At 40.9% G+C, this 22157-nt stretch carries 22 protein-coding genes and 1 pseudogene; 13 read left to right on the top strand and 10 right to left on the bottom strand.

What is annotated here, in order from left to right:
* Positions 1–2: 2 nt before the first annotated feature.
* From AAC026_RS16500 to AAC026_RS16525, 6 genes are all read right to left on the bottom strand, one after another.
* Positions 3–1328 (bottom strand): NAD(P)/FAD-dependent oxidoreductase, encoded by a 1326-nt coding sequence (locus AAC026_RS16500; RefSeq protein WP_339700331.1) that lies wholly within the window; start codon positions 1326–1328, stop codon positions 3–5.
* 11 nt (positions 1329–1339) lie between these two features.
* Positions 1340–2608, bottom strand: a complete 1269-nt coding sequence (gene kynU / locus AAC026_RS16505; protein WP_339700470.1) for a kynureninase — start codon at positions 2606–2608, stop codon at positions 1340–1342.
* Positions 2608–3102: a methylated-DNA--[protein]-cysteine S-methyltransferase gene (locus tag AAC026_RS16510; protein WP_339700334.1), complete on the bottom strand. Its 495-nt coding sequence runs from the start codon at positions 3100–3102 to the stop codon at positions 2608–2610. The genes kynU and AAC026_RS16510 overlap by 1 nt, the downstream gene beginning before the upstream one ends.
* A gap of 3 nt (positions 3103–3105) precedes the next feature.
* Positions 3106–4125 (bottom strand): amidohydrolase family protein, encoded by a 1020-nt coding sequence (locus AAC026_RS16515; RefSeq protein ID WP_339700337.1) that lies wholly within the window; start codon positions 4123–4125, stop codon positions 3106–3108.
* An 18-nt stretch (positions 4126–4143) separates the two neighbouring features.
* A complete protein-coding gene (locus AAC026_RS16520) occupies positions 4144–4509 on the bottom strand; it encodes a four helix bundle protein (RefSeq protein WP_339700340.1) in 366 nt (121 codons plus the stop codon).
* A gap of 74 nt (positions 4510–4583) precedes the next feature.
* The gene (locus AAC026_RS16525; protein ID WP_339700343.1) at positions 4584–5117 is read right to left on the bottom strand and encodes a 3-hydroxyanthranilate 3,4-dioxygenase; all 534 of its coding nucleotides are present in this window, start codon (positions 5115–5117) and stop codon (positions 4584–4586) included.
* An 88-nt stretch (positions 5118–5205) separates the two neighbouring features.
* On the opposite strand from AAC026_RS16525, the gene AAC026_RS16530 reads away from it, so the two are divergent.
* The 6 genes and pseudogenes from AAC026_RS16530 to AAC026_RS16555 all read left to right on the top strand — a co-directional run bounded on the left by AAC026_RS16530 (position 5206) and on the right by AAC026_RS16555 (position 11261).
* On the top strand, positions 5206–5994 hold the full coding sequence (locus AAC026_RS16530) for an SDR family oxidoreductase (protein ID WP_339700346.1): 789 nt from the start codon (positions 5206–5208) through the stop codon (positions 5992–5994).
* 9 nt (positions 5995–6003) lie between these two features.
* Positions 6004–7449: an aldehyde dehydrogenase gene (locus tag AAC026_RS16535; RefSeq protein ID WP_339700349.1), complete on the top strand. Its 1446-nt coding sequence runs from the start codon at positions 6004–6006 to the stop codon at positions 7447–7449.
* A gap of 638 nt (positions 7450–8087) precedes the next feature.
* A pseudogene (gene trxA / locus AAC026_RS16540) lies at positions 8088–8420 on the top strand (thioredoxin); the annotation flags it as partial.
* Between the two features lie 319 nt (positions 8421–8739).
* On the top strand, positions 8740–9897 hold the full coding sequence (locus AAC026_RS16545) for an acyl-CoA desaturase (RefSeq protein WP_339700352.1): 1158 nt from the start codon (positions 8740–8742) through the stop codon (positions 9895–9897).
* A gap of 348 nt (positions 9898–10245) precedes the next feature.
* Positions 10246–10734: a GNAT family N-acetyltransferase gene (locus AAC026_RS16550; RefSeq protein WP_339700355.1), complete on the top strand. Its 489-nt coding sequence runs from the start codon at positions 10246–10248 to the stop codon at positions 10732–10734.
* Positions 10735–10838: 104 nt separating this feature from the next.
* Positions 10839–11261, top strand: a complete 423-nt coding sequence (locus AAC026_RS16555) for a hypothetical protein (protein WP_339700357.1) — start codon at positions 10839–10841, stop codon at positions 11259–11261.
* A gap of 20 nt (positions 11262–11281) precedes the next feature.
* Here AAC026_RS16555 and AAC026_RS16560 read toward each other — a convergent pair whose 3' ends face one another.
* The 4 genes from AAC026_RS16560 to AAC026_RS16575 form a co-directional block, all read right to left on the bottom strand.
* Positions 11282–12901: a class I SAM-dependent methyltransferase gene (locus AAC026_RS16560; protein WP_339700359.1), complete on the bottom strand. Its 1620-nt coding sequence runs from the start codon at positions 12899–12901 to the stop codon at positions 11282–11284.
* Between the two features lie 174 nt (positions 12902–13075).
* Positions 13076–13450: a cyanoglobin gene (locus tag AAC026_RS16565; protein WP_339700361.1), complete on the bottom strand. Its 375-nt coding sequence runs from the start codon at positions 13448–13450 to the stop codon at positions 13076–13078.
* Positions 13450–14703 carry an aminotransferase class I/II-fold pyridoxal phosphate-dependent enzyme gene (locus AAC026_RS16570; protein WP_339700363.1) on the bottom strand — a complete coding sequence of 418 codons (1254 nt, stop codon included), beginning with the start codon at positions 14701–14703 and terminating at the stop codon, positions 13450–13452. The genes AAC026_RS16565 and AAC026_RS16570 overlap by 1 nt, the downstream gene beginning before the upstream one ends.
* Positions 14700–16070, bottom strand: coding sequence for an NfeD family protein (locus tag AAC026_RS16575; protein WP_339700366.1), 1371 nt, complete (start codon positions 16068–16070; stop codon positions 14700–14702). The genes AAC026_RS16570 and AAC026_RS16575 overlap by 4 nt, the downstream gene beginning before the upstream one ends.
* Before the next feature lie 55 nt (positions 16071–16125).
* On the opposite strand from AAC026_RS16575, the gene AAC026_RS16580 reads away from it, so the two are divergent.
* From AAC026_RS16580 to gmk, 7 genes are all read left to right on the top strand, one after another.
* The gene (locus AAC026_RS16580) at positions 16126–16917 is read left to right on the top strand and encodes a DUF4905 domain-containing protein (protein WP_339700369.1); all 792 of its coding nucleotides are present in this window, start codon (positions 16126–16128) and stop codon (positions 16915–16917) included.
* The gene (locus tag AAC026_RS16585; RefSeq protein WP_339700372.1) at positions 16914–17786 is read left to right on the top strand and encodes a LysM peptidoglycan-binding domain-containing protein; all 873 of its coding nucleotides are present in this window, start codon (positions 16914–16916) and stop codon (positions 17784–17786) included. Before AAC026_RS16580 ends, AAC026_RS16585 begins: the two co-directional genes overlap by 4 nt.
* A gap of 6 nt (positions 17787–17792) precedes the next feature.
* Positions 17793–19748 (top strand): hypothetical protein, encoded by a 1956-nt coding sequence (locus AAC026_RS16590; RefSeq protein WP_339700375.1) that lies wholly within the window; start codon positions 17793–17795, stop codon positions 19746–19748.
* 30 nt (positions 19749–19778) lie between these two features.
* Complete coding sequence (locus AAC026_RS16595; protein WP_339700472.1) at positions 19779–20570, top strand: TIGR02757 family protein; 792 nt, start codon at positions 19779–19781, stop codon at positions 20568–20570.
* A gap of 99 nt (positions 20571–20669) precedes the next feature.
* Entirely contained in the window at positions 20670–21278 is a 609-nt protein-coding gene (locus tag AAC026_RS16600; protein WP_339605935.1) for a sigma-70 family RNA polymerase sigma factor, read from the top strand.
* Positions 21279–21289: 11 nt separating this feature from the next.
* Positions 21290–21583: a hypothetical protein gene (locus tag AAC026_RS16605; RefSeq protein WP_339605934.1), complete on the top strand. Its 294-nt coding sequence runs from the start codon at positions 21290–21292 to the stop codon at positions 21581–21583.
* Position 21584: 1 nt separating this feature from the next.
* The gene (gmk, locus tag AAC026_RS16610) at positions 21585–22157 is read left to right on the top strand and encodes a guanylate kinase (RefSeq protein WP_339700378.1); all 573 of its coding nucleotides are present in this window, start codon (positions 21585–21587) and stop codon (positions 22155–22157) included.

Consider the following 22157-nt stretch of genomic DNA (forward strand, 5'->3'; position numbering starts at 1 on the left):
TACTAAAATTTAATTTTGTTCACAATCTCTTCAAAACCTAACTTCTCCCAAACCTCTTCAATATTAGGTTGGGCTAAGACCTGATCCATAATGGCTTGTTGTTTTTTGCCTAGGGCATGGGCTTCGGAATAACGGAAATCGCTAAAAGTAACCATGGTATAAAGTGGCACCCATTTTTCGGGAAAAAGCTCATTCAGGCGCTTTTCAATTTTCTTTTGCAGCACAAACATTGGGTCGGCTACTTTGTCGCGCATTTCTATAAAGTTATAAAGTGCCAAATCGGCAATGGCGTTTCCGTCAGGAATTCGCAAGGCCTCATATTCTGCAAGTAGGGCAGGATTGATTGCTCCGTGCTTCTCTAGTAATTCATTAAAAACAAAGCAATCTTCAAAACCAGCATTCATGCCTTGGCCATAAAATGGCACCAGCGCATGGGCGGCATCGCCAATCAATGCCGTATTTCCTTTCACCCAAGGTTTGCACCTCACGGTAATCAGACTCGAAGTAGGGTTTTCGAACAACTCAGTTTTCAATTCAGTAAGAAAAGGCAGTGCATCTTTGAAATTACTTTCGAAGAATTGCTGAACATCCTCTTCTGTTTTTAGGGCTTCAAAAGATACTTTTCCTTCAAAAGGAAAGAAAAGGGTACAGGTAAAACTCTTGTCTAAATTGGGCAAGGCAATGAGCATGTATTCGCCTCTGGGCCAAATATGAAGTGCGTTGGGGTCTAAAGCGAAATCGCCATTATTGGGCGGCATGGTCAGTTCTTTGTAACCAGCCGAAATATATTCTTGGGAATAATTGAACCGATCCGTTTTTTGCATGGCCGAACGTAAAGCGGAAAATGCGCCATCGGCCCCAAAAAGAAAGTTGGCACTTACCTTTTCGTTATTTTCAAAATGGGCGGTGGCGGTATCAAAATCTACATCCTCACATTTATGATTGAAGCGAATTTCAACCCCATGCGCTTCGGCTTCGTTCATCAATAACTCATTCAAACCACCTCGTGAAACTGAATTAATAAATTGGCCTTCTTTTCCGTAAGGTTGAAAACTGAGGTTTCCTTCCAAATCATGAATCATTCTTCCGGGCATTGGAATGCAGCTTTCCTGTACTCTTTCTTTCAGTCCAACGGCTTCCAGAGCTTTCAATCCACGTCTGCTTAAGGCGAGGTTGATAGAGCGCCCGCCTATGGCACCCGCTTTACGCATGTCGCTTCTACGTTCAAAAATGGTGACAGAATAGCCCTTCTTCGCTAAGAAAATTGAAAGTAAAGAGCCTACAAGACCCGCCCCCAAAATTGATATTCTTTGCTTCTGGCTATCCATGATTATTTCATTTAGAGGTTTTTCTTTAGAATGTGAGCAAACTGATACACGTCTTCGAAACGGTTGTAAAGCGGAACTGGCGCAATACGGATTACATTCGGCTCGCGCCAATCGGCAATCACTCCAGCAGCAGCCAGTGCATCAAAAAGTCTTCGGCCATCTTTATGGAAGAAGATTGAGAGCTGACATCCACGTTGCTCAGGATCTGAAGGCGTGATGATTTCGAAAATACCAGAATCACCCGCAATGTCTTTGATCAAAAACTCAAGATAGCCCGTGAGTTTCAGGCTTTTCTTCCTTAGTTTTTCGATACCAACTTCATCAAACAATTCCAAAGCGGCCAAATGAGATGCGGTAGAAATTACGTTTACATTGCTCAGTTGCCAACCGTCTGCACCGGGCATGGGCTGGAAACCCTTTTTCATTTTAAATCTTTCTTTTTCATCGTGACCCCACCAGCCCGCAAATCGGTCGAGCGAACTGTCGTTGGCATATCGTTCATGAACAAAAATTCCTGAAACATTTCCTGGGCCAGAGTTTAAGTATTTGTACGAACACCAAGTAGCGAAATCCACATTCCAGTCGTGCAATTGCAAGGGCACATTGCCAAAGGCATGCGCCAAGTCAAACCCAACTTTAGCTCCCACTTTTTGACCTGCTTCAGTAATCGCTTTCATATCGAATAACTGACCTGTATAGTACTGAATGCCACCAATAAGCACCAAAGCCAATTCATCACCGACTTCAGCTATTTTGCTTAAAATGTCTTCATCGCGCAGCGTATGCTCACCCGTTCTCGGTTTGAGCTCAATCAGCGCTTCATCAGGGTTGAGTCCATGAAATTTAAGCTGCGTTTCGAACATGTATTGATCGGAAGGAAAAGCACCTGCTTCGCAAATGACTTTGTAACGTGTTTTTGTAGGCTTAAAAAACGATACCATCAGCAAATGGAGGTTCACTGAAAGGTTGTTCATAGAAACCACTTCGATTGGTTTTGCCCCAACAATTCTGGACAATGCGTCCTTGCTGAATTTATGGTATTCCATCCATGGCCTTTTGCTCGATGCAAAATGTCCTTCTACGCCCAAGGTTTCCCAACCTTTCATTTCTTCTTCAATGTAGGTTCTGGCAGTTTTGGGTTGAAGCCCAAGTGAGTTTCCTGTAAAGTAATAGCTGTCTTTGCCATTTACTTTTGGAATATGAAAACGATTGCGATAATCTCTTAAGGGATCGTTTTTATCTAAATACTGAGCGTATGCTAAAGTGTTCTCGTAAGTCATTAAAATAAACTGGTTTGTGCCATTCCAGGCATGCTCTTTTCGTGTTTTAATAGCCAAGCTTTTTTGTCGAGCCCGCCTGCGTAGCCCGTCAAACTTCCATCTGACCCAATGACTCTGTGGCAAGGGATAATGATGGCGATTGGGTTTTTGCCATTGGCGGTTCCTACGGCCCTAATCTTCTTTATATCTCCTAATTTGATGGATTGTTTGGCATAAGTGCTCGTTACTCCAAAAGGAATGTCTTGTAGTACTTGCCAAACTTGTTGCTGAAAATCGGTGCCTTCTGGCGCTACAGGAATGTTGAATTGCTTGCGCTGCCCAACAAAATATTCGTGAAGCTGTTTTTTGCATTTACGCACTACCAACGGAATAATTCCTTCGTTCTCTTCTCCTATTTCATCCACAAAAACCACCATCTTAATGGCGTTTGCGTCTCCCACTATTTTGATGGCGCCCAAGGGCGAATCCATGTACGTGATTGCTGTATTTTTCAATGCTTAATTTAAAAATTGTTCCTTAGATAAGTTTAACCACTCCAAAGTGGCATTGCAGAATATGTCTTCCACCACTTCGTTCGATAAGCCCATTTTCTCAATAAAGGCCCCAATTTCGAGGTCGCCTAAAGGGAATGGGTAATCAGAACCAAGGGTGACTCTTTTAGAGCCCTGCATCTCTAAAATGTATTTCATCATTAATGGGTCGTGGGTGATTGAATCTACCCAAAACTTCCCAATGTATTCCCGAGGGTTTACGGTATTGTCGATCGCCACTAAATCTGGGCGGCAGTTAAAGCCGTGCTCAATTCTGCCAATGGTGGGTAAAAAGGAACCTCCCGCATGAGAGAAGTTGAACCTTAGGTTGGGAAGTCGCTCAAGTACGCCTCCAAAAATAAGGGAACAAGCGGCCCTTGAGGTTTCGGCAGGCATGCCCACTAACCATGGTAGCCAGTAACGTTCAATGCTATGAAAGCCCATCATGTTCCAAGGGTGAATCATCACGGCCATGTCCAATTCTTCGCAAGCTTTAAAGATTTGGAAGAAGCGTTCGCTGCTTAAGTTTTTGTCATTGATGTTCGACCCAATCTGAATTCCAGGCAGGTTCAATTCATGCTTACAACGGTGTAATTCCTGAATTGCCAAATCTTCATCCTGCATGGGAATAGTGGCCAGCCCGATGTAATTCTTAGGGTAGTCGCGGCAGATGCCAGCAATATGATCGTTCAAAAATTGACTGATTTCTAGCCCATGGTGTGGTTGAGCATCATAAGAAAACATGACCGGAATGGTAGAAATGACCTGCACTTGCGTTCCAAACTGCGCATATTCTTCCATTCTGATTTTTGGATCCCAACAATTCGATTGGATTTCACGGAAGAATTTACTGCCTTTCATCATCATGGCTGCCCTCTCTTTGTGGTGGTGCAGATGAATGAAATCACCATAGCCAAACTTCTCTGTCCATTTGGGCAGATGTTCCGGAATGATGTGGGTGTGCATGTCTATCTTTAAGTCAGTCATTCGTTAATTAGTCAATGGTCATTCGTTGTTGGCTGTTTTACCAATTGTTTTAATATATGCATTGAGCGATTTATGAAGGTCTTCAAGATCGGTCATTAGTTGGTCATACTCTTCTTTTGGAAGAAAGCCTCTTCTGAAACTTTTACCAAGCCAATTTTTAGTTTCTAGTAATGACCCTCGGGAATAAAAGCAGAAATTGCGATTCTCTTTATAGAAGAAGCGGCCATATCCTTCAGCAATATTTGCGCTGATCGAATCTACGCTTCGCGCCATTTGTTTGCCCATCGTGTCTTTAGCAAAGTAATCCCAGCCAATAATAATGTTCCATATTTTGTCTGAAAGAATGTCTGCTTGGTTATAAACTCTAAGTTCTTCTAGTTTCATTTTAAAGCCTTTTTAATTCTGAACAAAAGCGGTGAATTCAAACTTTCTCCAATGACCAATGACCAATGACCAATTTACTGATTAACGAACCTTGGATCCGTTTCCATCACATGGCCACAACTATTACAAGTTCTTAGTTCTTCTGAACCGTAGAATTCGCGGAAGCGAGGAAGAAAGTCGTTTTCAATATTGGTAAGCTTAAAATAGGTGTCGTGAAGTTTGTTGTTGCAGTTATCGCAAAACCACATCAATCCATCGTTATGCTCTGGTTTTCTAACCCGTTCGATGACCAAGCCAATGGAGCCTTCTGAACGCATAGGAGAGTGGGGGACTTTGGGTGGATGCAAATACATATCGCCTGCTTTTAGAGGGATATCTACTGCTTTTCCGTCTTCCTGAATTCTTACCGTAATTTCACCTTCCAGCTGATAAAAAAGCTCTTCGGTTTCGTTGTAGTGATAATCTTTTCGGGCATTTGGGCCGCCCACAATCATCACGATATAGTCGGTGCCTTCAGGGTAAAGGTTCTTGTTTCCAACGGGTGGCTTTAGTAAGTCACGGTTTTCATCAATCCATTTTTGCAAGTTGAAAGGTCGTTTTACTCCCATGGTCAGTTCAATTTAGTTCTTGGCGAATTTAACGAAATTCGGGAAAGGCTAATTCCAATTTTGTAACTTTACTCAATACACTATTGCTATGAATTTAAATTTAAAAGGAAAACGAGCATTGGTTTGCGGTAGCACCCAAGGAATTGGTAAAGCTGTGGCTGAAGAATTGGCCAATTTGGGCGCTAATGTAACCTTGCTGGCTAGAAATACTGAAAAACTCAACGAGGTAAAAGACTCTCTTTTTTCCTCTGGTGGACAAAATCATCAAATCCTTACTGCGGATTTCACCAAAGTTGACGAACTGAAGAGTATTATTGAAGCCCATATAGCGGAGGGAAATGTGTATCATATTCTGATCAACAATACTGGCGGTCCTGCTGGTGGGCCTGCTTTAAATGCGGAAGTTGATGAATTTAGAAATGCATTTGAGCAGCATTTGGTATGTAATCACATATTGACCCAAGCTTTGGTGGATGGAATGAAACACGAGACTTACGGTCGAATTATCAATATCATTTCTACCTCCGTAAAAATGCCAATCGCTGGCTTGGGGGTGTCGAATACCATTCGAGGAGCTGTTGCTAATTGGTCTAAAACTTTGGCAGGTGAGTTGGGTAAATATGGCATTACCGTAAATAACGTGTTGCCAGGCGCTACTGCTACACAAAGGCTTTCTTCAATTATTGAGAATAAAGCAAAGAAATTAGGCAAGAGCGCGGAAGAAGTGGAAGAAGAAATGAAACGAGAAATTCCAGCCCATCGCTTTGCAGATGCTTCAGAAATAGCGGCAGCGGTAGCCTTTTTAGCTACCCCAGCAGCAGGTTATATCAATGGAATCAATGTGCCAGTAGATGGCGGAAGAACGGGCTGCCTTTAAGTTGAAGCAATGGAAAGAATTCTGAATTATATCAATGGCCAATTAGTTGAGCCTGTCTCTAAAAGCTATTTAGAAAACATCGATCCCTCACGGGGAAAGGTGTATGGTGAAATTCCAGACTCAGATGAGCGCGATGTGCAATTGGCGACTCAAGCGGCTAAGGATGCCTTTCCAACATGGGCAGCAACTCCACGAGAAGAGCGCTCACGTTTGATGCTTAAAGTGGCAGACCTGATTGATACTAATTTAGAAAAGCTGGCCAAGGCAGAATCAAAAGACAACGGAAAGCCCGTGAAGTTGGCCACTAGGGTAGATATTCCAAGGGCGTCCTCCAATTTTAGATTTTTCGCCACGGCTATTCTTCATGAAAACACGGAAGCACATCAAACCGATGGACTGGCCTTTAATTACACTGAAAGGTCACCTGTGGGGGTTGCGGGCTGTATTTCGCCTTGGAACTTGCCTTTGTATTTGTTTACCTGGAAGATTGCTCCGGCCTTGGCTGCTGGTAATACGGTAGTGGCAAAACCCTCAGAAATTACGCCTATGACGGCCTTTTTGCTTTCAGAATTATGCATTGAAGCGGGTTTGCCTAAAGGAGTTTTAAATATAGTTCACGGTTTGGGACCAAAAGTAGGGCAAGCCATTTCGGAACATCCTTATATTCCTTTGATTTCTTTTACAGGAGGAACGGCTACGGGAAAACAAATTGCCGCTACAGCAGCTCCAATGTTCAAAAAGCTATCGCTGGAATTAGGGGGAAAGAATCCTAATATCATATTTGCAGATTGCAACTTTGATGAAGCGCTTAAAACTACGGTTCATTCAAGCTTTGCCAACCAAGGGCAAATTTGTCTTTGTGGATCTAGGGTCTTCATAGAACGGCCTATTTATGAAAAATTCAAGCAGGCTTTAATTGAAAAAACGAATGCCTTGAAAGTAGGTGATCCTGCTGATGAGCATTCAAATCTTGGTGCAATAGTTTCAGAAGGGCATATGAAGAAAGTACTTTCTTATATTGATTTGGCCAAGTCGGAAGGTGGAACTGTTTTGGCAGGCGGGAAACAAGTGGTTCTCGAAGGTGAACTTTCAGAAGGCTACTACATCCAACCCACCATTATAGAAGGCTTATCATACGATTGCAGAACCAATCAAGAAGAAATTTTTGGCCCAGTAATTACACTTACTCCTTTCGATACCGAAGAAGAAGTGTTGATCATGGCAAATAGCACTCAGTATGGCTTGGCTGCTACTGTCTGGACGAACAATTTGAATACAGCGCATTCAGTATCGTCCAAGCTCAATTCAGGCATTGTTTGGGTCAACTGTTGGCTGCTTCGTGACCTCCGAACACCCTTTGGAGGAGTCAAGAATAGTGGGGTAGGTAGAGAAGGAGGATGGGATGCATTGCAGTTTTTCTCTCAAAAGAAAAATGTATGTATTAAACTTCCATAATAATGTATAGTGCAAAAGCTTGTATTTGAACAGCAATCCGCGATTGTTGATAAGTTGTGTATAAGTTTTTGCCTTTATGCATAAGTTAAATTTTAATTAACAAAAAATCCTATTATGTTTGTTTAGCTGTTGAGTAATACTAAGAACTCAAAGTTTTGGTCGAGGAGAGTTCCAATCTTCTGTGGGTCTAGTAAAATTCAAGAAGATTTCAATAAGAAATAATGTCTATCGGGAGGTAGATTAAAGATAAGTCTGGGTATAGGAATCGTGAGATTCGCTATGAGTAGTTAGTTACCCAGGTGTTTAGGTGAAAGGGAGTCGCTCCAACGGGGGTGACTCTTTTTTTTGTGCCTATTCCAATAATCTCCAGCTGGAGTGAATGCTTTTCTATGGTTTGAATTTCGGTGTCGAAAATCAAGAGGCCTTCATCCAGTTCACCTATCATTCTTCCTTCCTTGTTCCATGCAGCGGTTCTTCCTGTCGCTAAGGTTTTTGAAAAACCTCCAATCGAACATCTTCTTTTTCAATTGGTTTGGGCTACACAAATTTTCATGTTAGCGGAGGTGAAGCCATTCAAGCTCAATATAATTTAACCGGCTTATTTCGAGAAGGGGACTGGGAACAATTTCTTAAGGTCAGGGGTTTTGACACTGATCAAGGAAGTGGATGTTATGAAAGGAAAATTTGAAGCGCTAATTTCTCAAGACACACCCGTGTTAGTGGATTTTTATGCAGATTGGTGTGGCCCTTGTCAAACCATGGAGCCAGTTTTAAAAGAAGTGGCTCAGGCATTTGAAGGGAAAATAAAAATCATCAAAGTAGACCTTGATAAGAACCAGCCCTTGGCACAAAAGTTCGGTGTTAGAAGTATCCCCGCATTTATTTTGTTTAAGAACGGTAAGTTGGTTTGGCAGAAAGCAGGGATGCAAACCATAAAAGCCTTGTCAGATTTATTGGCAAAAGAGGTGTAAAGAACGGCCTATCTCGATTGGCAGAAAAGGGTTTCCTCTTTTTAAATCGTAATTAGACTTATTGGAGAGGGAGTTTATATGCATTAAACACAAGCCTAACCTAATCGGCTTGATTCTTCTATTAATCTGTATTTCTGGCTTATAAATATAAGTGTGAACCTGCTTTTTCAGTGGGCTATGGATGGCTAACCCTTATTTTAATGTGTTTAAGATGCCATAAGGATGGTAAATAATTCGTAACTTGGGCGACAAGAATTGCTTGGGAGATTTAGTTAACAATATTGTCCAATCAATCCTCTCCAGCACTAGTAAATAGCCTATGAACTCAGACGTTTCAGAGCACAAAACTACTTCTTCTAAAAAGAAGTTCCAGAAAGTAATTTTTGACAAATTCACTCAAGACGGTTTTCAAAAAGATGTTAACGAAAGAGTTGATCGTTACTTCGAGACAAATAATTTATCTAAAACCGCCAATAGCGGAATGGTTTTTAAAACCATTTGGATCTTGGGTGGCTGGATAGCTACATATGCATTAGTAATCTCAGGCTTAGTAAGCCCAATCGGCATGTTCTTTTTGGCTTTGGGGCATGGTTTCTTTTCGGCCATGATCGGGTTGAATATTGCTCACGATGCAATTCATGGTTCGTACACAAAAAATCAAAAATTGAATGAGCGCTTAGGTTTGACATTCAACTTTATGGGGGCCAATGATTATGTCTGGAAGATCAGTCATAATATAGTGCACCATACCTATACCAATATCCCTGAGCATGACGGTGATATAGAGCAACCACCAATTTTAAGACTTCAGCCTAACCAAGATTTATGGTGGGTGCATCGTTTTCAACACATTTACGCCTACTTCTTATACAGCTTGGCTACGGTTTCTTGGGTTTTTGTGAAAGATTATAAGAAGTTTTTCCAACATCAGCTAGGCGGCCATTACAGAAAAGACTTTCCAAAGAAGGAGATTTTCAGACTGTTCTTTTACAAGGCACTTTATTATTCTGTGTTCTTAGTCATTCCGATGATAGTAATTGAGTTGGCATGGTACTGGATTCTTTTCGGTTTTATTGCTGGCCATTTGTTAGAAGGGTTTACCGTAGCGGTAATCTTTATGCTAGCGCATATCATTGAAGGCACTTCCTTCCCAGAACCTAAAAAAGACGGAAAAGTTGGTATGCCATGGGCAGACCTACAGATGTATACCACTGCTAATTTTGCTATTAAGAATAAGTTGGTGAATTATTTATTTGGTGGGTTGAACTTCCAGATTGAACATCACTTGTTCCCGAAAATTTGCCACGTGCATTATCCTAAAATTGCCGAAATCGTAAAGGAAACAGCGAAAGAGCATGATTTGCCATACATTGAGCACGAAACCTTCTTTGGTGCTGTAGCTTCACATACTCGCTTCTTAAAGCAATTTGGGACAACTCCAAAAGGTGTTATGGTGCCGAGAGTAGCCAATGTCTAAATATTAGATTAAAGAATTTTGAAGCCCCGATAGTCAAATGATTATCGGGGTTTTCTGTTTTAAGTGATTGGCAATCGACTCATTGAAAACCCTGCCTTTGTTGGAGTTTTCTCCAACAAGCGGATGAAGCCTGAAAAACAGCCCTTCCTCACCTATTTACAGCTTAGGCAGTAATGAGATAGTCACAACCCTTTGGTAGTTTGTGGGTGATAACACCCACAAAGGCGGTGTTGGTTGTTCTCTATTAATGTGGTTTTTTGTTTTTAAATCATTGGTCATCGATTCATTGAAAATTGATTTTACCGCTCTACATTTGCATCAATTAAAACCTCATTAGCTCATTTTATTGTGGCCGAAGAATTCCCCAAATCGAGTGCAGAAATCATTGATATTTCTGATGTTCCTGAACAGTTTTTAGAATTGCTTCCTGCTGATTGGAAGTCAGAATTGGAGTCTAACTGGGAAGAGTTTGCGCCTGCGGTTAAAGTATATGGGATTAAGCAGGGTGAAGAGCTGATTGGTGGAGGCTTGGTTTTTTCTGCTCATACCTCAGAAACCGACAATTACCCTCCAGTAGCTGAATACTATTTCGAAAATGGCTTTTTATACATTGGTTACCTCTGGATAGCTGAGAAATATAGAGGGAGAAACCTCGGTGATTTTTGGTTGAACTCAATTTTTGAAATGTTCCCTCAAAACCCATTTTGGCTCTCGATTGAAGATGCAGGGCTTGCTAAATTCTATCTGAAAAACGGTTTTACGCTTGAGAGAGAAGTGATGTACTCGGGAGGAATGGACTGGATCTATGTAAGGAAATCAGCTTCTGAATTGATTTAATACTCAAATCACTTCTTATAAGGTAAATAAAAGTAGTACCTCACTCGTGGGTTTGTTTTAGGTCAGGAATGAGATAAATTAGGAGTGTTTAACATGCACTGAATATGACTTCAAAACCGACATGGGCTTTAATTATATCGGTTATCGTACTCTATGTTATTGTCTACTTTACAGCCTATAGAAGTTCTCGGTTTTATCTAAATAATGTACTCCTTAGTGAGGATACTGTTCATGTTCAACTTTATGCGAATGGAGAGATGATTTTGGATGAGAACATTAAGCAAAACCTTATTTCACACCGATTTAGCTATTCCTTCAAACAGTATTTGAATAAGACGAATGGGATTTCCTTAGAGGTTGTGCTACCAGAGTTAAACCAAAGGCAAAAATTTGAATTTAAGCCAGAGGAAAGTGATTTTGTGTTTATCACCTTTTCGGATTTAATCGAACCTTACAATGTTGATATGATTGTAGCACAAGGCCTTTCAAGTGAATCAGTAAAAAAGAGTATGATTCCTGGGCTTTAAATGACTCAGTCAATCATGACTCAACCCTCCCCCTTAAATAGATTTACCGTTACTGTCGCCAAGTCGGAATTCGGGAATTTCCTGAATTTAGTAGGGTCTTGATGTAACCCTGCTTCGGCCAAAATTTTAACAAATACATCAACCTCAACGATGTATTGATCGGAAAAACCATGTGTGGCATCATAGGCAGTAGCAGAAGTTCTTCCCAAGTTCTTAGCCACCAAGTCTGGGGCAACGGTATGTAATTCGATCAATAGCAAACCAAACCTTTCTACATAAGGTGACCATTTTGTGAAGTGCTCTAATAGTGAGTCTTCCACCAAATTATTGTTGATGCGTTTTCCTTCAAAAGCAAAAGCTCCTGTCGAGTTGCTCACCCTGTTTTTGTTGATCTGGGTTGGCATTTCCCAAATTCTATTGTGGTCTAAGAATGTTCTTACATTCAAAAGTTCGCCAAGCTCCACTCCGTAATTTTCTTTTAGGTCTTTGGCCAATAATGCCGGTTGACCAATATCTCCCCAAATTACTTTTGCCCAAATATCCGCCTGAATTAGATTGGACTTGGTGATTTTTAATGCCGCTTCATTATAATCTACCCCAACTAGAATGAGTGGGTGTTCGTCTAGCATTTTACCCCTTAAGGTTTGCTGCTCAATTACATCAAATAGGTGCTGAAGGAAGGCTCCATTTCCACAGCCCATGTCTAGAATTCCCTTTGGCTGCTGCTCAATGGGTTTGTTGAAAAGTTCAACAATAATTTCGTCAACCACTTTGAAATAGCCTGAATGCGCACCACCACTGCCCCAAACATTCATGGCGCGGTCTACATGGTTTTCAGGCTCGCCTGGTTTGGTTTCTTTGAGCACTTTTGGATTACCGAAAATCAAGTCTTCTAACTTTCTGAAAGTAGGAATATAGGATACTGTAACACCATAGGCACTTGCCCTTTTGGCATAGAAGAGGCCCGTTTCGGTGAATTCGTAATTGCCATTAACTTCTGTAAACCAGCCTAAATAGGTGAAGATATCGAGGAGCTTCTTAAAGTTTTTAGTGTCTTTATGGAATTCCTCAGGTCTAAATTTCGCCTCCATAAAGTACTTATGGAACATGCCGTTCATACTCATATGCACAATGCTTGGCCCGATCAAAATGCCTTCAATATGAGCCAGAATCTGTTCTTGAACAGCTTTTTCTGTTGCGTTCTCAGAAAAATTGATACTGTAATTTTGCTTAAAATTCTCAAAAATCTTCTCAAGCAATCGGAATGGTTCCAACTCAAATTTTCTAGGGTGAAAGTTCTCTGAAAACTTTAAAAGCTCAACCACCTCTTTGTAAAGGTCGATATATGGAAATGCTAAAACTCCTTTGTCTGTGATGGCGTAAGTGATCTCATCTTTGGTGTTATCCACCGTTTGGGTTAACCAGCCTTGGGAAGCCAAAAGCCGAAGCCCAACATTCAAATAGCCTTCGTTTGCCTTAAACGCTTGGGTGAGTTTTTCCAGCGATGCTTCTTTATGCTCTAGAAGGTATTGAAGTACTCCTTTCTCTTTCAACACATAGGCGGTTGGGGCTGTGCCGATACCATCTAAATGTTGAAATAATCTGCTGCGTAATTGATTTTGAGATTCTTTAGAGAGCATATGTGAAGCGTTTTATTACGTTAGTCAAGATACATTTTGATCTGTATTTTGTGTGCTTTGATAAAACTTTATTTCCTCGTTTAGACCTGACAGTTTTCTAAAACCTGTCAGGTCTGTTGAAACCTTTCCAAAAGTTCTAAACTTTTGGAAAGGTAGGTTCAGTAGATATCTACCTTACTTATTAATCATATGCTGCGCTGCGCCATACACATATTCCCAGAAAGCATCTTTTTCGGGCTCGGGGAAGGTGGCTTTTTCCAAGGCCGCATGCATGTGCTTGAGCCAGTTTGTTGCTTCTTCGGTACCTATCTTCCACTGAAAGTGTCTTCGCCTCAGCATCGGGTGTCCACGTTCATCGGTGTAGGTTTGTCTGCCGCCCAGTGCTTGAATAAAGAACAGCTTGAGTCGGTTTTTGGCCGGTAGCAGGTCTTCAGGATACATCTTTCTGATCAGCTCGTCCTGCTCCAATTCAGCATAGAAATCATCCACCAGTTTGAGAATGTTCTCTTCGCCAATGCGTTCGTACAGCGTTTGACCCTTTTCAGACATTATACTTTTTCAAAAGCTTGCGCGAAATCTTTTAAAAGGTCGTCTGGGCTTTCTATCCCTGTCGAAATTCTAACCATACTTGGCGTAATACCCACAGCCTCACGGTCGGCTAAACTCATGTTAGAACTGCTCATGGTAAAAGGGTGTGAAGTGAGTGTTTCCGTGCTGCCCAAACTCACGGCCAGCTTGGCCAATTTCACGGCATTTAAAAAACGGAAAGCTTCGGCTTCGCCACCTACTATGTCAAAGGCCAACATCGCACCGCCAGAAGTCATTTGCCTTTGTGCCAGTTCAAACTGTTCGTGTCCTTCAGTAATATGCCCTACATAATATACCTTGGCCACTTTTGGATGGTCGCGTAAGAAGTCGGCCAACTTTGCTGCGTTTGAAGCCTGCTTTTCCATGCGTAGGGAAATTGTTTCTAGACTTCGGCTGATCAGCCAAGAGGTCCACGGAGAAGCCATACAGCCCAAACCACTTCGTATTTTCTTTATTCTTGAAACCAATGCACTGCTTCCAGAAATGGCGCCAGCAATCAAGTCGCTATGGCCACCAATATACTTTGTAGCCGAATACATGATTAGATCGGCTCCATGATTGATTGGTTTTTGCCAAAGCGGCCCCATATAAGTGTTATCGACCGCTACAATGGTTTTCTTGTCTTGATTTGAAAAACGAGCCGCAATGCGCACCGTCATTTCAATGTCAATTAAGGTATTGGTGGGGTTGGCTGGTGTTTCTACATAAATACAAGCCAGTCGATTTTTTCTTGGGTGGACTTCGATTAAGCTTACGATTTCTTCTTCCGTCATATTTGGGTCAAAAGCCAGCGACTGGATATCGAATTTTGGAAGGAAGTTTTTGATAAAAGCATCGGTGCCTCCATAAATAGGGAAGGACATCAGTACCAAATCACCGGCTTTACAAATTTCTAAAAGCGAAGTAGTAATAGCGGCCATGCCACTTTCAAAAAATGCCGACTCTTCAGCTTCATCCAATAAGGAAAGTCGCTTCTCAGCAGTTACTAAATTAGGGTGATTCAGTCGGGTGTAGATCAAACTTTTGCTCGATTCGTCTGCTCCAGCACCACCATACACTTTTTCGAAATAGGCTTTTCCCTCTTCGGCAGTAGCAAATTCGAAAGTTGAGGTTTGAAATATTGGGTTTTTGATTGAATTTCTAACCAATGAAGGCTCATGCCCGAAGCTCATCATTAAACTTTCGGGACTAAATTCAGAGTGATTATCGCTCATACTTTTTTCGATCTAACTTTTAGGGAGGTTCCTTCTTGGCTAATTACCGTTATTTTTTTGCCCTTTTCAACATATTCTCCACGAGTGTAGGCATCATATATTTCGCCATCGATTTCTACCCTGCCGCTGGGTCTTAAAGTGGAGAAAACAACCCCTTCTTTTCCGATTAAGTCGGTGGTGTAGAAAGACGAAGTATAGCCATCTGATTTGCGCTGTTCATCCATCAATGCCACTTTGCTAAACATTTTGGATTCTGTAAACCTGTAGCCTAGACTAAATATAAGCACCATGGCACCTAGCATACCAGCAAAAACCACCACCGCTGCTGTGCTCAGTTCACCAGAAGGCACATAGTCAAAATTAAAGAAGTCGTTATCGATCATCACGAAAATGAGCGCCATGACTACACAGGAGATGCCAACGATACCCGCCACACCAAAACCGGGAATCACAAAGACTTCCAATGCTATGAGGACAATTCCTATAAATAGCACAGCAATTTCCCAATTGGCCGCAAGTCCATTGAGGTAGTAAGGGGTAAGGTAGAAAAGTAAAGCGATGCCCGCTGCTGCCAATGGAAAGCCCACACCCGGTGTTTGAAGCTCAAAATACAGTCCGCCTACAATCACCAAAATCAAGATGCCACTTACAAAAGGGTTTAGAAAAAAGGCAATGATCTTTTCCGAAGCAGCTAATTCGTAATTGATAAGCTCATAATTATCAATGTTGTTTTTGGCAAGTATGTCTTCAATGTTGGTGACCTGCATTTCGCAAAAGCCGTTTTTAATGGCTTCGGAAGTAGTAAACGTAATGGTTTTGCCTGCTTCGGTAACGCCTTCAATTTCTATTCTGTCGTCCACCATGCCTTCTGCAATATTAGGGTCACGATTCGTTTGCTCGGCTGTAGAGCGCATAATCGATCGCATGTAGGACTGATATTTGTCTGGCGCTTGACTTCCATCTTCTCCATTGACCACCGTAGCTGCCCCAATATTGGCGCCCGGCACCATGTAAATACTGTCGCAGGCAATTGAAATCAGCGCACCAGCAGAGGCTGCATCATTATTGATAAATACCCAAACTGGCTTTTCGTACTCTAAAATTCGGGTGCGAATATCGTTAGCATCGTTTACCGCACCACCATAAGTGTCCATATCGATAATCACGATATCGGCATTTTCTTCAGTGGCTTGGTCCAAGGCTAAATCCACATAACGGTTCATCCGTGGATCAATGTCATTACGGATTTCCATCACGAAAATTCTTTTTTTTGCGGGATCTTGGAAAGGACTCCATTCCGCAAAAAGCCCTGCGCAAAACAAAATGGCGAGCAAAACCAACCCTATTCTTCTTACAAATTTCAACATCGCTTTGATAGGCCTTTGAATAGGCTATTTTTGTGTCAAAATACAAAGAAACGCATTGCCAAAGCAACTTCACTTACAGTTTTCGGAAGTATTCCCTACAGATATTTGGGAAACCGCCCTTTCCAGCGATCGGTTGCTGATTAGTTGCCGAAATGGAGATGTTATGGAAGCTACTTTTTCTCTCTTCAACCTAAGTGACCACCAGTTTGAATGGAAGGCTTTGGGTTTTGATGAAAATTGGTGGGTAACTGTTTATGCTTTTGTGGGGGAGATTATCGTTTTTCAGATTTTTAATGATTCCCAAAACATAGATGAGCGCTATGTTTTTGGCTTTGATATCAATACTCAAGAGGCTCTGTGGTCGGTAGATGATATTAATGTTCGGGGTTTGAACGGTTTTGCGCTTTCTTTAAAAACGAATGATGAAGAAGCCGAAATTTTCACGATTGATATTCGTACAGGGAATGAGATTTTGGAGACGGAAAAAGATTTTTCGGTCAAATCTATGTCGTCTGGCATAAAACTTCCGTTCCATTACACGGGCGACAGTGATCACTTTGTTACGGTGGTTCGTTTTTTAAAGGAATTTGCAGAGGTTGATTTGGTTGGCGCCTGCGATTATTTGGAGTACGAGGGCCTGATTTTTATTTCGGCACATGAAAAGCTGGAACAGAATTTGACAAATAGGCTTTATGTTTTTAATGCAAATGGCGAACTTGTTTTGACAGAAGTTTTAGCACAACATAGTAAAGGACTGGCCTCAGATACTTTTTATATCGTTAATGAACAGCTTATATTTGTCAAAGAAAAGCGTGAGGTCAAATGCTATTTAATCAAGGATTTATGAGAAAGTTTTTGTTGAGTTTGATGGTGTTAGTATTGGCGGCAACGTCAAGCTTTGGTCAGGCAGACTCGCTAGGAATAAAAAAAGAAGGTGATAAATATTTTGTAATCCATAAAGTGGCCTCAGGTCAAACGCTTTATTCTTTGGCACGAAGATATGGAACTTCAGTAACTGAGATAAAGGCCAAGAATGCAGAATTAGTGAATGATCTAAAAGTAGGTCAAACCATTAATATTCCTTACGGAAAGCCAATGGGGCAACCTGAAATACCTGCCAAGTCATCTGCTCAAGCCAATAAAAATCATACAGTTGCTGCTGGAGAAACACTCTTTTCTATATCGCAGAAATACGGTGTAGATGTAAACCAAATTAAAAAGTTGAATGGCCTAAGTTCAAATGCTTTGGCTGTTGGGCAAACACTTAAAATTGCTGTAGCAACCAAAGCTGCGGAAGTAACAACACAAGTAGCTACATCCACCGAAAAGCCTATAGAAAAACCAGTTGAGAAGCCGAAAACGATTGATTCAACCCAAGAAACAACTGGTCAGGTAACTTCAAGTATTGAAGAAATAGCCAAAGAAACTTACAATGGAAGTCCCTTCAATGAGATAGTTGAAGAGGGGCAAGCTGAGTTAATTATAGAAGATGAATCATCTACTAAGTTTTTGGCGCTGCATAAAACTGCTAAGGTGGGTACTGTGATTAAAGTGAAAAACAGAATGAATAACCTTACGGTGTATGTACGCGTGGTGGGTGAAATTCCGAATACGGCTGACAATGAAAATATTCTGATCAAACTCAATAAGAGAGCTTATGATCAGTTGAAAGCGCTGGATAACCGTTTTCTTGTCGAACTCAGCTATTTTCAATAATTGACCATGAAGTTTAGTGCCAAATCGGTATTTATCTTTTTGGCTTTTCTTATTCTGAAAAGTCCGGTACTGGCTTTTCAAATTCCATCTAATGACACCCGCCAGAGCGCTTTTCAGCTTCCTTTAGGCCCTAACGGGAATTTCTTTTCTAAAGAAGGGCAGTTTACAACCCATGCAGCCTCTGGTGATGGAACCTATTATAGTAAATGGGGTAGCAGGGCTGGTAGAAGTGTTTGGTTTAAGTTTAAAGCGCCAGCTTCAGATAAGATTATTATTACTGTTGAAGGACAGGAATCTTATATTCAATTGGCACTAGTTAACTCAAAGGATGAAGAATTGGCCAGCTCGGCTTTTGGCTACCAAGTAACTTCTGAACAACTTATGTATTCTGGACTCAGAGAGGGCGAAGAGTATTTTATTGTTGTTGATAATCCCCTTGAAGGGAAGCCTCTGGATAAATTCACTCTAAAATTTCAGAACTATCTGTTGACCAAATGCACTCAGCCTTTTGTAGTAGCATTAGATCAAAATGGTAATGGAAAAGTTACGACAGATGATTTAATGAATGAAGAGTGTTATTGGCCTTGTGCTGGCCCGGGTTGTTCTAAAGAGCTGACTAAATCTACATTTGATTGTGATGATTTAGGAGAAAATTATGTAACCATAAAGGGAATTGGAGCCAATGGAATAACTTATTACGGAACTACACTAGTGAAAGTAGTGGATAATATTCCCCCTACCATTGCCGCAAGAAACTTTAGGGCAAATATTACCAATGGAAAATATATTGAAGTTGATCCAAAAAATGTAATTCTTTGGCGATGTGGGAAAATTGGGTCTATCCCGAGTCCAGATCCAGCTCCTGGAGCTGGGGCATCTTTGTTTTTTCAAGACCCTCCATGTGCTAAGGATAATTGCGGAATAGTATCTTTTGAATTGAGCAAAAGGATATTTACCTGTGATGACCTAGGTGAAAACGAGGTGATCGCCAGAGTGGTGGATAAAGGCGGAAATGAAGCAACAACAAAAGTGATTATTACAGTAGTTGACCTTACAGCTCCCGTAGCAAAAGGCAAAAACCTCACTGTTAATTTAGGAACAGATGGATTGGCAAAAGTGGATGCAAACCTGTTGGAGAATGGTTCTTTTGCCGGTTGCGCTGGTTTTGAGAGTTCGCTGAGCAAATCGGTTTTTGATTACAATGATATTGGTGAAAATGAGGTCAATTACATTGTTAGAGATGATAGAGATAACATGGCCACAGCAAAAGTTACCATTACTGTAATGGATACAATAAGTCCTGTAGTAGTAAGTCAGCCGGGTAAAATGTATTTGAATAAAAATGGTCGTTTAGAGGTGGGCGATGCAAGAGCATTAGTAAAGCTTTGCAACGATGCACTAATAATGAAGAGGAGTCAATTAGGTGGCTTTGAACCAGATGGGAGCAACGAAAACATATTTTTTGAAACGTTTTTCAAACGAGAAGGCTGCACGAAAGACAATGCCCAAATTGGAGAAATATGGATTGAACCGAGAGAGTTTACCTCGGCCAATTTAGGCGAAAATGAAGTTAGTGTTTTCGTATCCGATATGGCAGGAAATTCGACTTCTGCAAAAGCAAAGTTGACGGTTCTTCCTTTTAACTCTACTTGTAAAAAAGAACTTTGGGCTATTAAATCAGGAGATTGGTCCGACCCGAATATTTGGTCCGATAAGGAAGGTGGCGAAGCGATTGGGATTGTGCCCTGCGAAACTTCTACGGTTAACATTATAGGCCAAAAAGTAAATTTTATTTCTGAAGAAGATGCTACTGTGAAAACGATCAACCTTTTAGAAGGAGACGACCCAACGGAATTATATATTCAAGTAGGGAGTTTGAAGGTGAAAGAAGGCATGAACCAAAAAGGAAACGTGACCGTGAAAGAAAGCCAAATAGGGAAGTTGGAAGTGATAAAGAAGTAGATTTAGACCACCAGACCCAATACTCACTTGATTTCGGATAAACTCAAAGATTTTCTAGACGCTAAAGTAGAGCAATTCAATCAGCCTAATTTTATTGAAAACGACCCGATTGTAATTCCTCACCAGTTTTCGAAAAAGGAAGATATAGAAATCACGGGGTTTTGGGCTTCGATATTGGCTTGGGGGCAACGTGTTACCATTATTAATAAATGCAATGAGCTATTTGGTTTGATGGACAATGCTCCGCATGATTTTATTATGAATCATAAGGAGTCTGATTTAAAACGGTTACTGAACTTCAAACACCGTACTTTCAACACTACCGACACACTTTATTTTATTGCTTTCTTTAAAAATTTTTACACACAGCATGATTCGCTAGAACAAGCTTTTTTAGCAGGAATAAAATCAGGAGATGCTGATATGGCGAATAGCCTAATTCAGTTTCACGACTCCTTTTTTTCACTGCCCGATGCTCCTGAACGTACAAGAAAGCACATTGCAACACCTGCCAGAAAATCGGCCTGCAAAAGGCTGAATATGTACTTAAGGTGGATGGTCCGACAAGATGACAAAGGTGTTGATTTTGGTATATGGAAGAATATTTCACCAAGCCAGCTAGTATGCCCCTGCGATGTCCATGTAGATCGAATCGCTAGAAAATTAGGGCTAATCACTAGAAAACAAACCGATTGGCGAACCGCCATTGAGCTTACCGAAAACCTTAAAACGCTTGACCCGCACGACCCCGTGAAATACGATTTCGCACTTTTTGGCTTGGGAGTGATTGAAGGTTTTGAAAAGGAAGTGGTGTTGTTTTAAATCTGTATTGTATTTACATCTACTGTTTTTGAGCTTGTGTAAGTTCTTATTGCACTCCAATTTTAGGATACCGCAATTAATATTTGCTATTTTTGCACCATGTCTGAAGAAGCTGTGAACAAAGAAAATCAGGGGACGCAAAGGCAGAAATACAGCGAGAAAGAAGCCGCTCGTGTTTTTGATCAGGAATTCATGCCACATGTTAATTCCATGTACAATTTTGCGTATCGACTTACATTCGATGAAGATGATGCCAAAGATTTAGTGCAAGACACTTATTTAAAGGCATTTAGGTTTATCAATTCATTTGAGCAAGGAACTAATGCCAAAGCATGGTTGTTCCGCATTTTGAAAAACAGCTTTATTAACGAGTTTCGTAAAAAAAGCAAGCAGCCTGCTAAGGTTGATTATAATGAAGTTGAGTCGTATTACAATTCTGATGATATTGACGAGAGTATCACGACTGACCTAAGAGTTGAGACAGTTCAACACATGATTGGTGATGAAATTACGCTGGCAATGAACAGCATTCCAGTAGATTTCAGAACGGTGATTATTTTAAGTGATTTAGAGGGATTTACATATGAAGAGATGTCCAAAATATTGGACATTCCAATTGGTACCGTTCGTTCTAGATTACATAGAGCGAGGAACATGATGAAAGAAAAACTTTCTTCATATGCAAAAGAGATGGGGTATAACAAATAAAAATAAAAACCATGAGTGAGTTCTCAGACTGGTTCAAAAGTAGTTTCAAAGAATGTTATTGCGACAAGGGCAACTTGATTGATGAAAAGAGATTTTCAGAGATTATTCAGCTAGTGTTAGATAACGAAGCAGACGAAGAGTCGCGGGCTATCTTTGAACAGAAAATCAGAACCTGTGTAAAATCAAACGGTAACTACGAAAGGGAAAAATGCGTGCAAGAAACCATAAAGCAAAAGCTTTGTGAGCACAAACAAGAGATTCCCGAAGACTTAGCCAATACCATTAAAAAGAGCATAGGCCTATAATATGGGTAAAGGAAAAGCATTTATTTTTACTGCACCCTCAGGTTCAGGCAAGACTACCATTGTTAAGCACCTACTTTCAGTAAACCCGAACCTTGGGTTTTCAATATCCGCCAGCACACGCGATAAAAGAGGTCGTTCCGAAGAAAATGGAAAAGATTATTACTTTCTGAGCAAAGAAGAGTTTCGTCAGAACATAGAAGACGATGCCTTTGTGGAATGGGAAGAAGTATATACAGGCAACTATTATGGCACTTTAAAATCAGAAGTAGAACGCATTTGGGCCGAAGGCCGTCATGTGGTTTTTGATGTAGAGGTGAAAGGAGCCTTAAAACTTAAGCAATATTTTGGCGATGATGCCTTGGCTGTTTTTGTAAAGGTGCCTTCTATGGAAGAACTTAAAAAAAGGTTAACAGGTAGAGGTACAGAATCTGCAGAAAGTCTGTCGCAGCGTTTTTATAGAGCTGAATTTGAAATGACTTTCGAAAACAAATTTGATGTTACTTTGGTCAATGAAAACTTAGAAGAATCTTGTGCTAACGCTGAGGTTTTAGTTTCAGACTTTCTAAACAAATAG

The organism is uncultured Roseivirga sp. (assembly GCF_963973945.1).
Lineage (GTDB): Bacteria > Bacteroidota > Bacteroidia > Cytophagales > Cyclobacteriaceae > Roseivirga.

Coding starts and splice junctions, on each gene's coding strand:
- AAC026_RS16500 (WP_339700331.1), bottom strand. CDS start 1,328: ATGGATAGCCAGAAGCAAAGAATATCAATTTTGGGGGCGGGTCTTGTA.
- kynU (WP_339700470.1), bottom strand. CDS start 2,608: ATGACTTACGAGAACACTTTAGCATACGCTCAGTATTTAGATAAAAAC.
- AAC026_RS16515 (WP_339700337.1), bottom strand. CDS start 4,125: ATGACTGACTTAAAGATAGACATGCACACCCACATCATTCCGGAACAT.
- AAC026_RS16520 (WP_339700340.1), bottom strand. CDS start 4,509: ATGAAACTAGAAGAACTTAGAGTTTATAACCAAGCAGACATTCTTTCA.
- AAC026_RS16525 (WP_339700343.1), bottom strand. CDS start 5,117: ATGGGAGTAAAACGACCTTTCAACTTGCAAAAATGGATTGATGAAAAC.
- AAC026_RS16530 (WP_339700346.1), top strand. CDS start 5,206: ATGAATTTAAATTTAAAAGGAAAACGAGCATTGGTTTGCGGTAGCACC.
- AAC026_RS16535 (WP_339700349.1), top strand. CDS start 6,004: ATGGAAAGAATTCTGAATTATATCAATGGCCAATTAGTTGAGCCTGTC.
- AAC026_RS16545 (WP_339700352.1), top strand. CDS start 8,740: ATGAACTCAGACGTTTCAGAGCACAAAACTACTTCTTCTAAAAAGAAG.
- AAC026_RS16555 (WP_339700357.1), top strand. CDS start 10,839: ATGACTTCAAAACCGACATGGGCTTTAATTATATCGGTTATCGTACTC.
- AAC026_RS16560 (WP_339700359.1), bottom strand. CDS start 12,901: ATGCTCTCTAAAGAATCTCAAAATCAATTACGCAGCAGATTATTTCAA.
- AAC026_RS16565 (WP_339700361.1), bottom strand. CDS start 13,450: ATGTCTGAAAAGGGTCAAACGCTGTACGAACGCATTGGCGAAGAGAAC.
- AAC026_RS16570 (WP_339700363.1), bottom strand. CDS start 14,703: ATGAGCGATAATCACTCTGAATTTAGTCCCGAAAGTTTAATGATGAGC.
- AAC026_RS16575 (WP_339700366.1), bottom strand. CDS start 16,070: ATGTTGAAATTTGTAAGAAGAATAGGGTTGGTTTTGCTCGCCATTTTG.
- AAC026_RS16585 (WP_339700372.1), top strand. CDS start 16,914: ATGAGAAAGTTTTTGTTGAGTTTGATGGTGTTAGTATTGGCGGCAACG.
- AAC026_RS16590 (WP_339700375.1), top strand. CDS start 17,793: ATGAAGTTTAGTGCCAAATCGGTATTTATCTTTTTGGCTTTTCTTATT.
- AAC026_RS16600 (WP_339605935.1), top strand. CDS start 20,670: ATGTCTGAAGAAGCTGTGAACAAAGAAAATCAGGGGACGCAAAGGCAG.
- AAC026_RS16605 (WP_339605934.1), top strand. CDS start 21,290: ATGAGTGAGTTCTCAGACTGGTTCAAAAGTAGTTTCAAAGAATGTTAT.
- gmk (WP_339700378.1), top strand. CDS start 21,585: ATGGGTAAAGGAAAAGCATTTATTTTTACTGCACCCTCAGGTTCAGGC.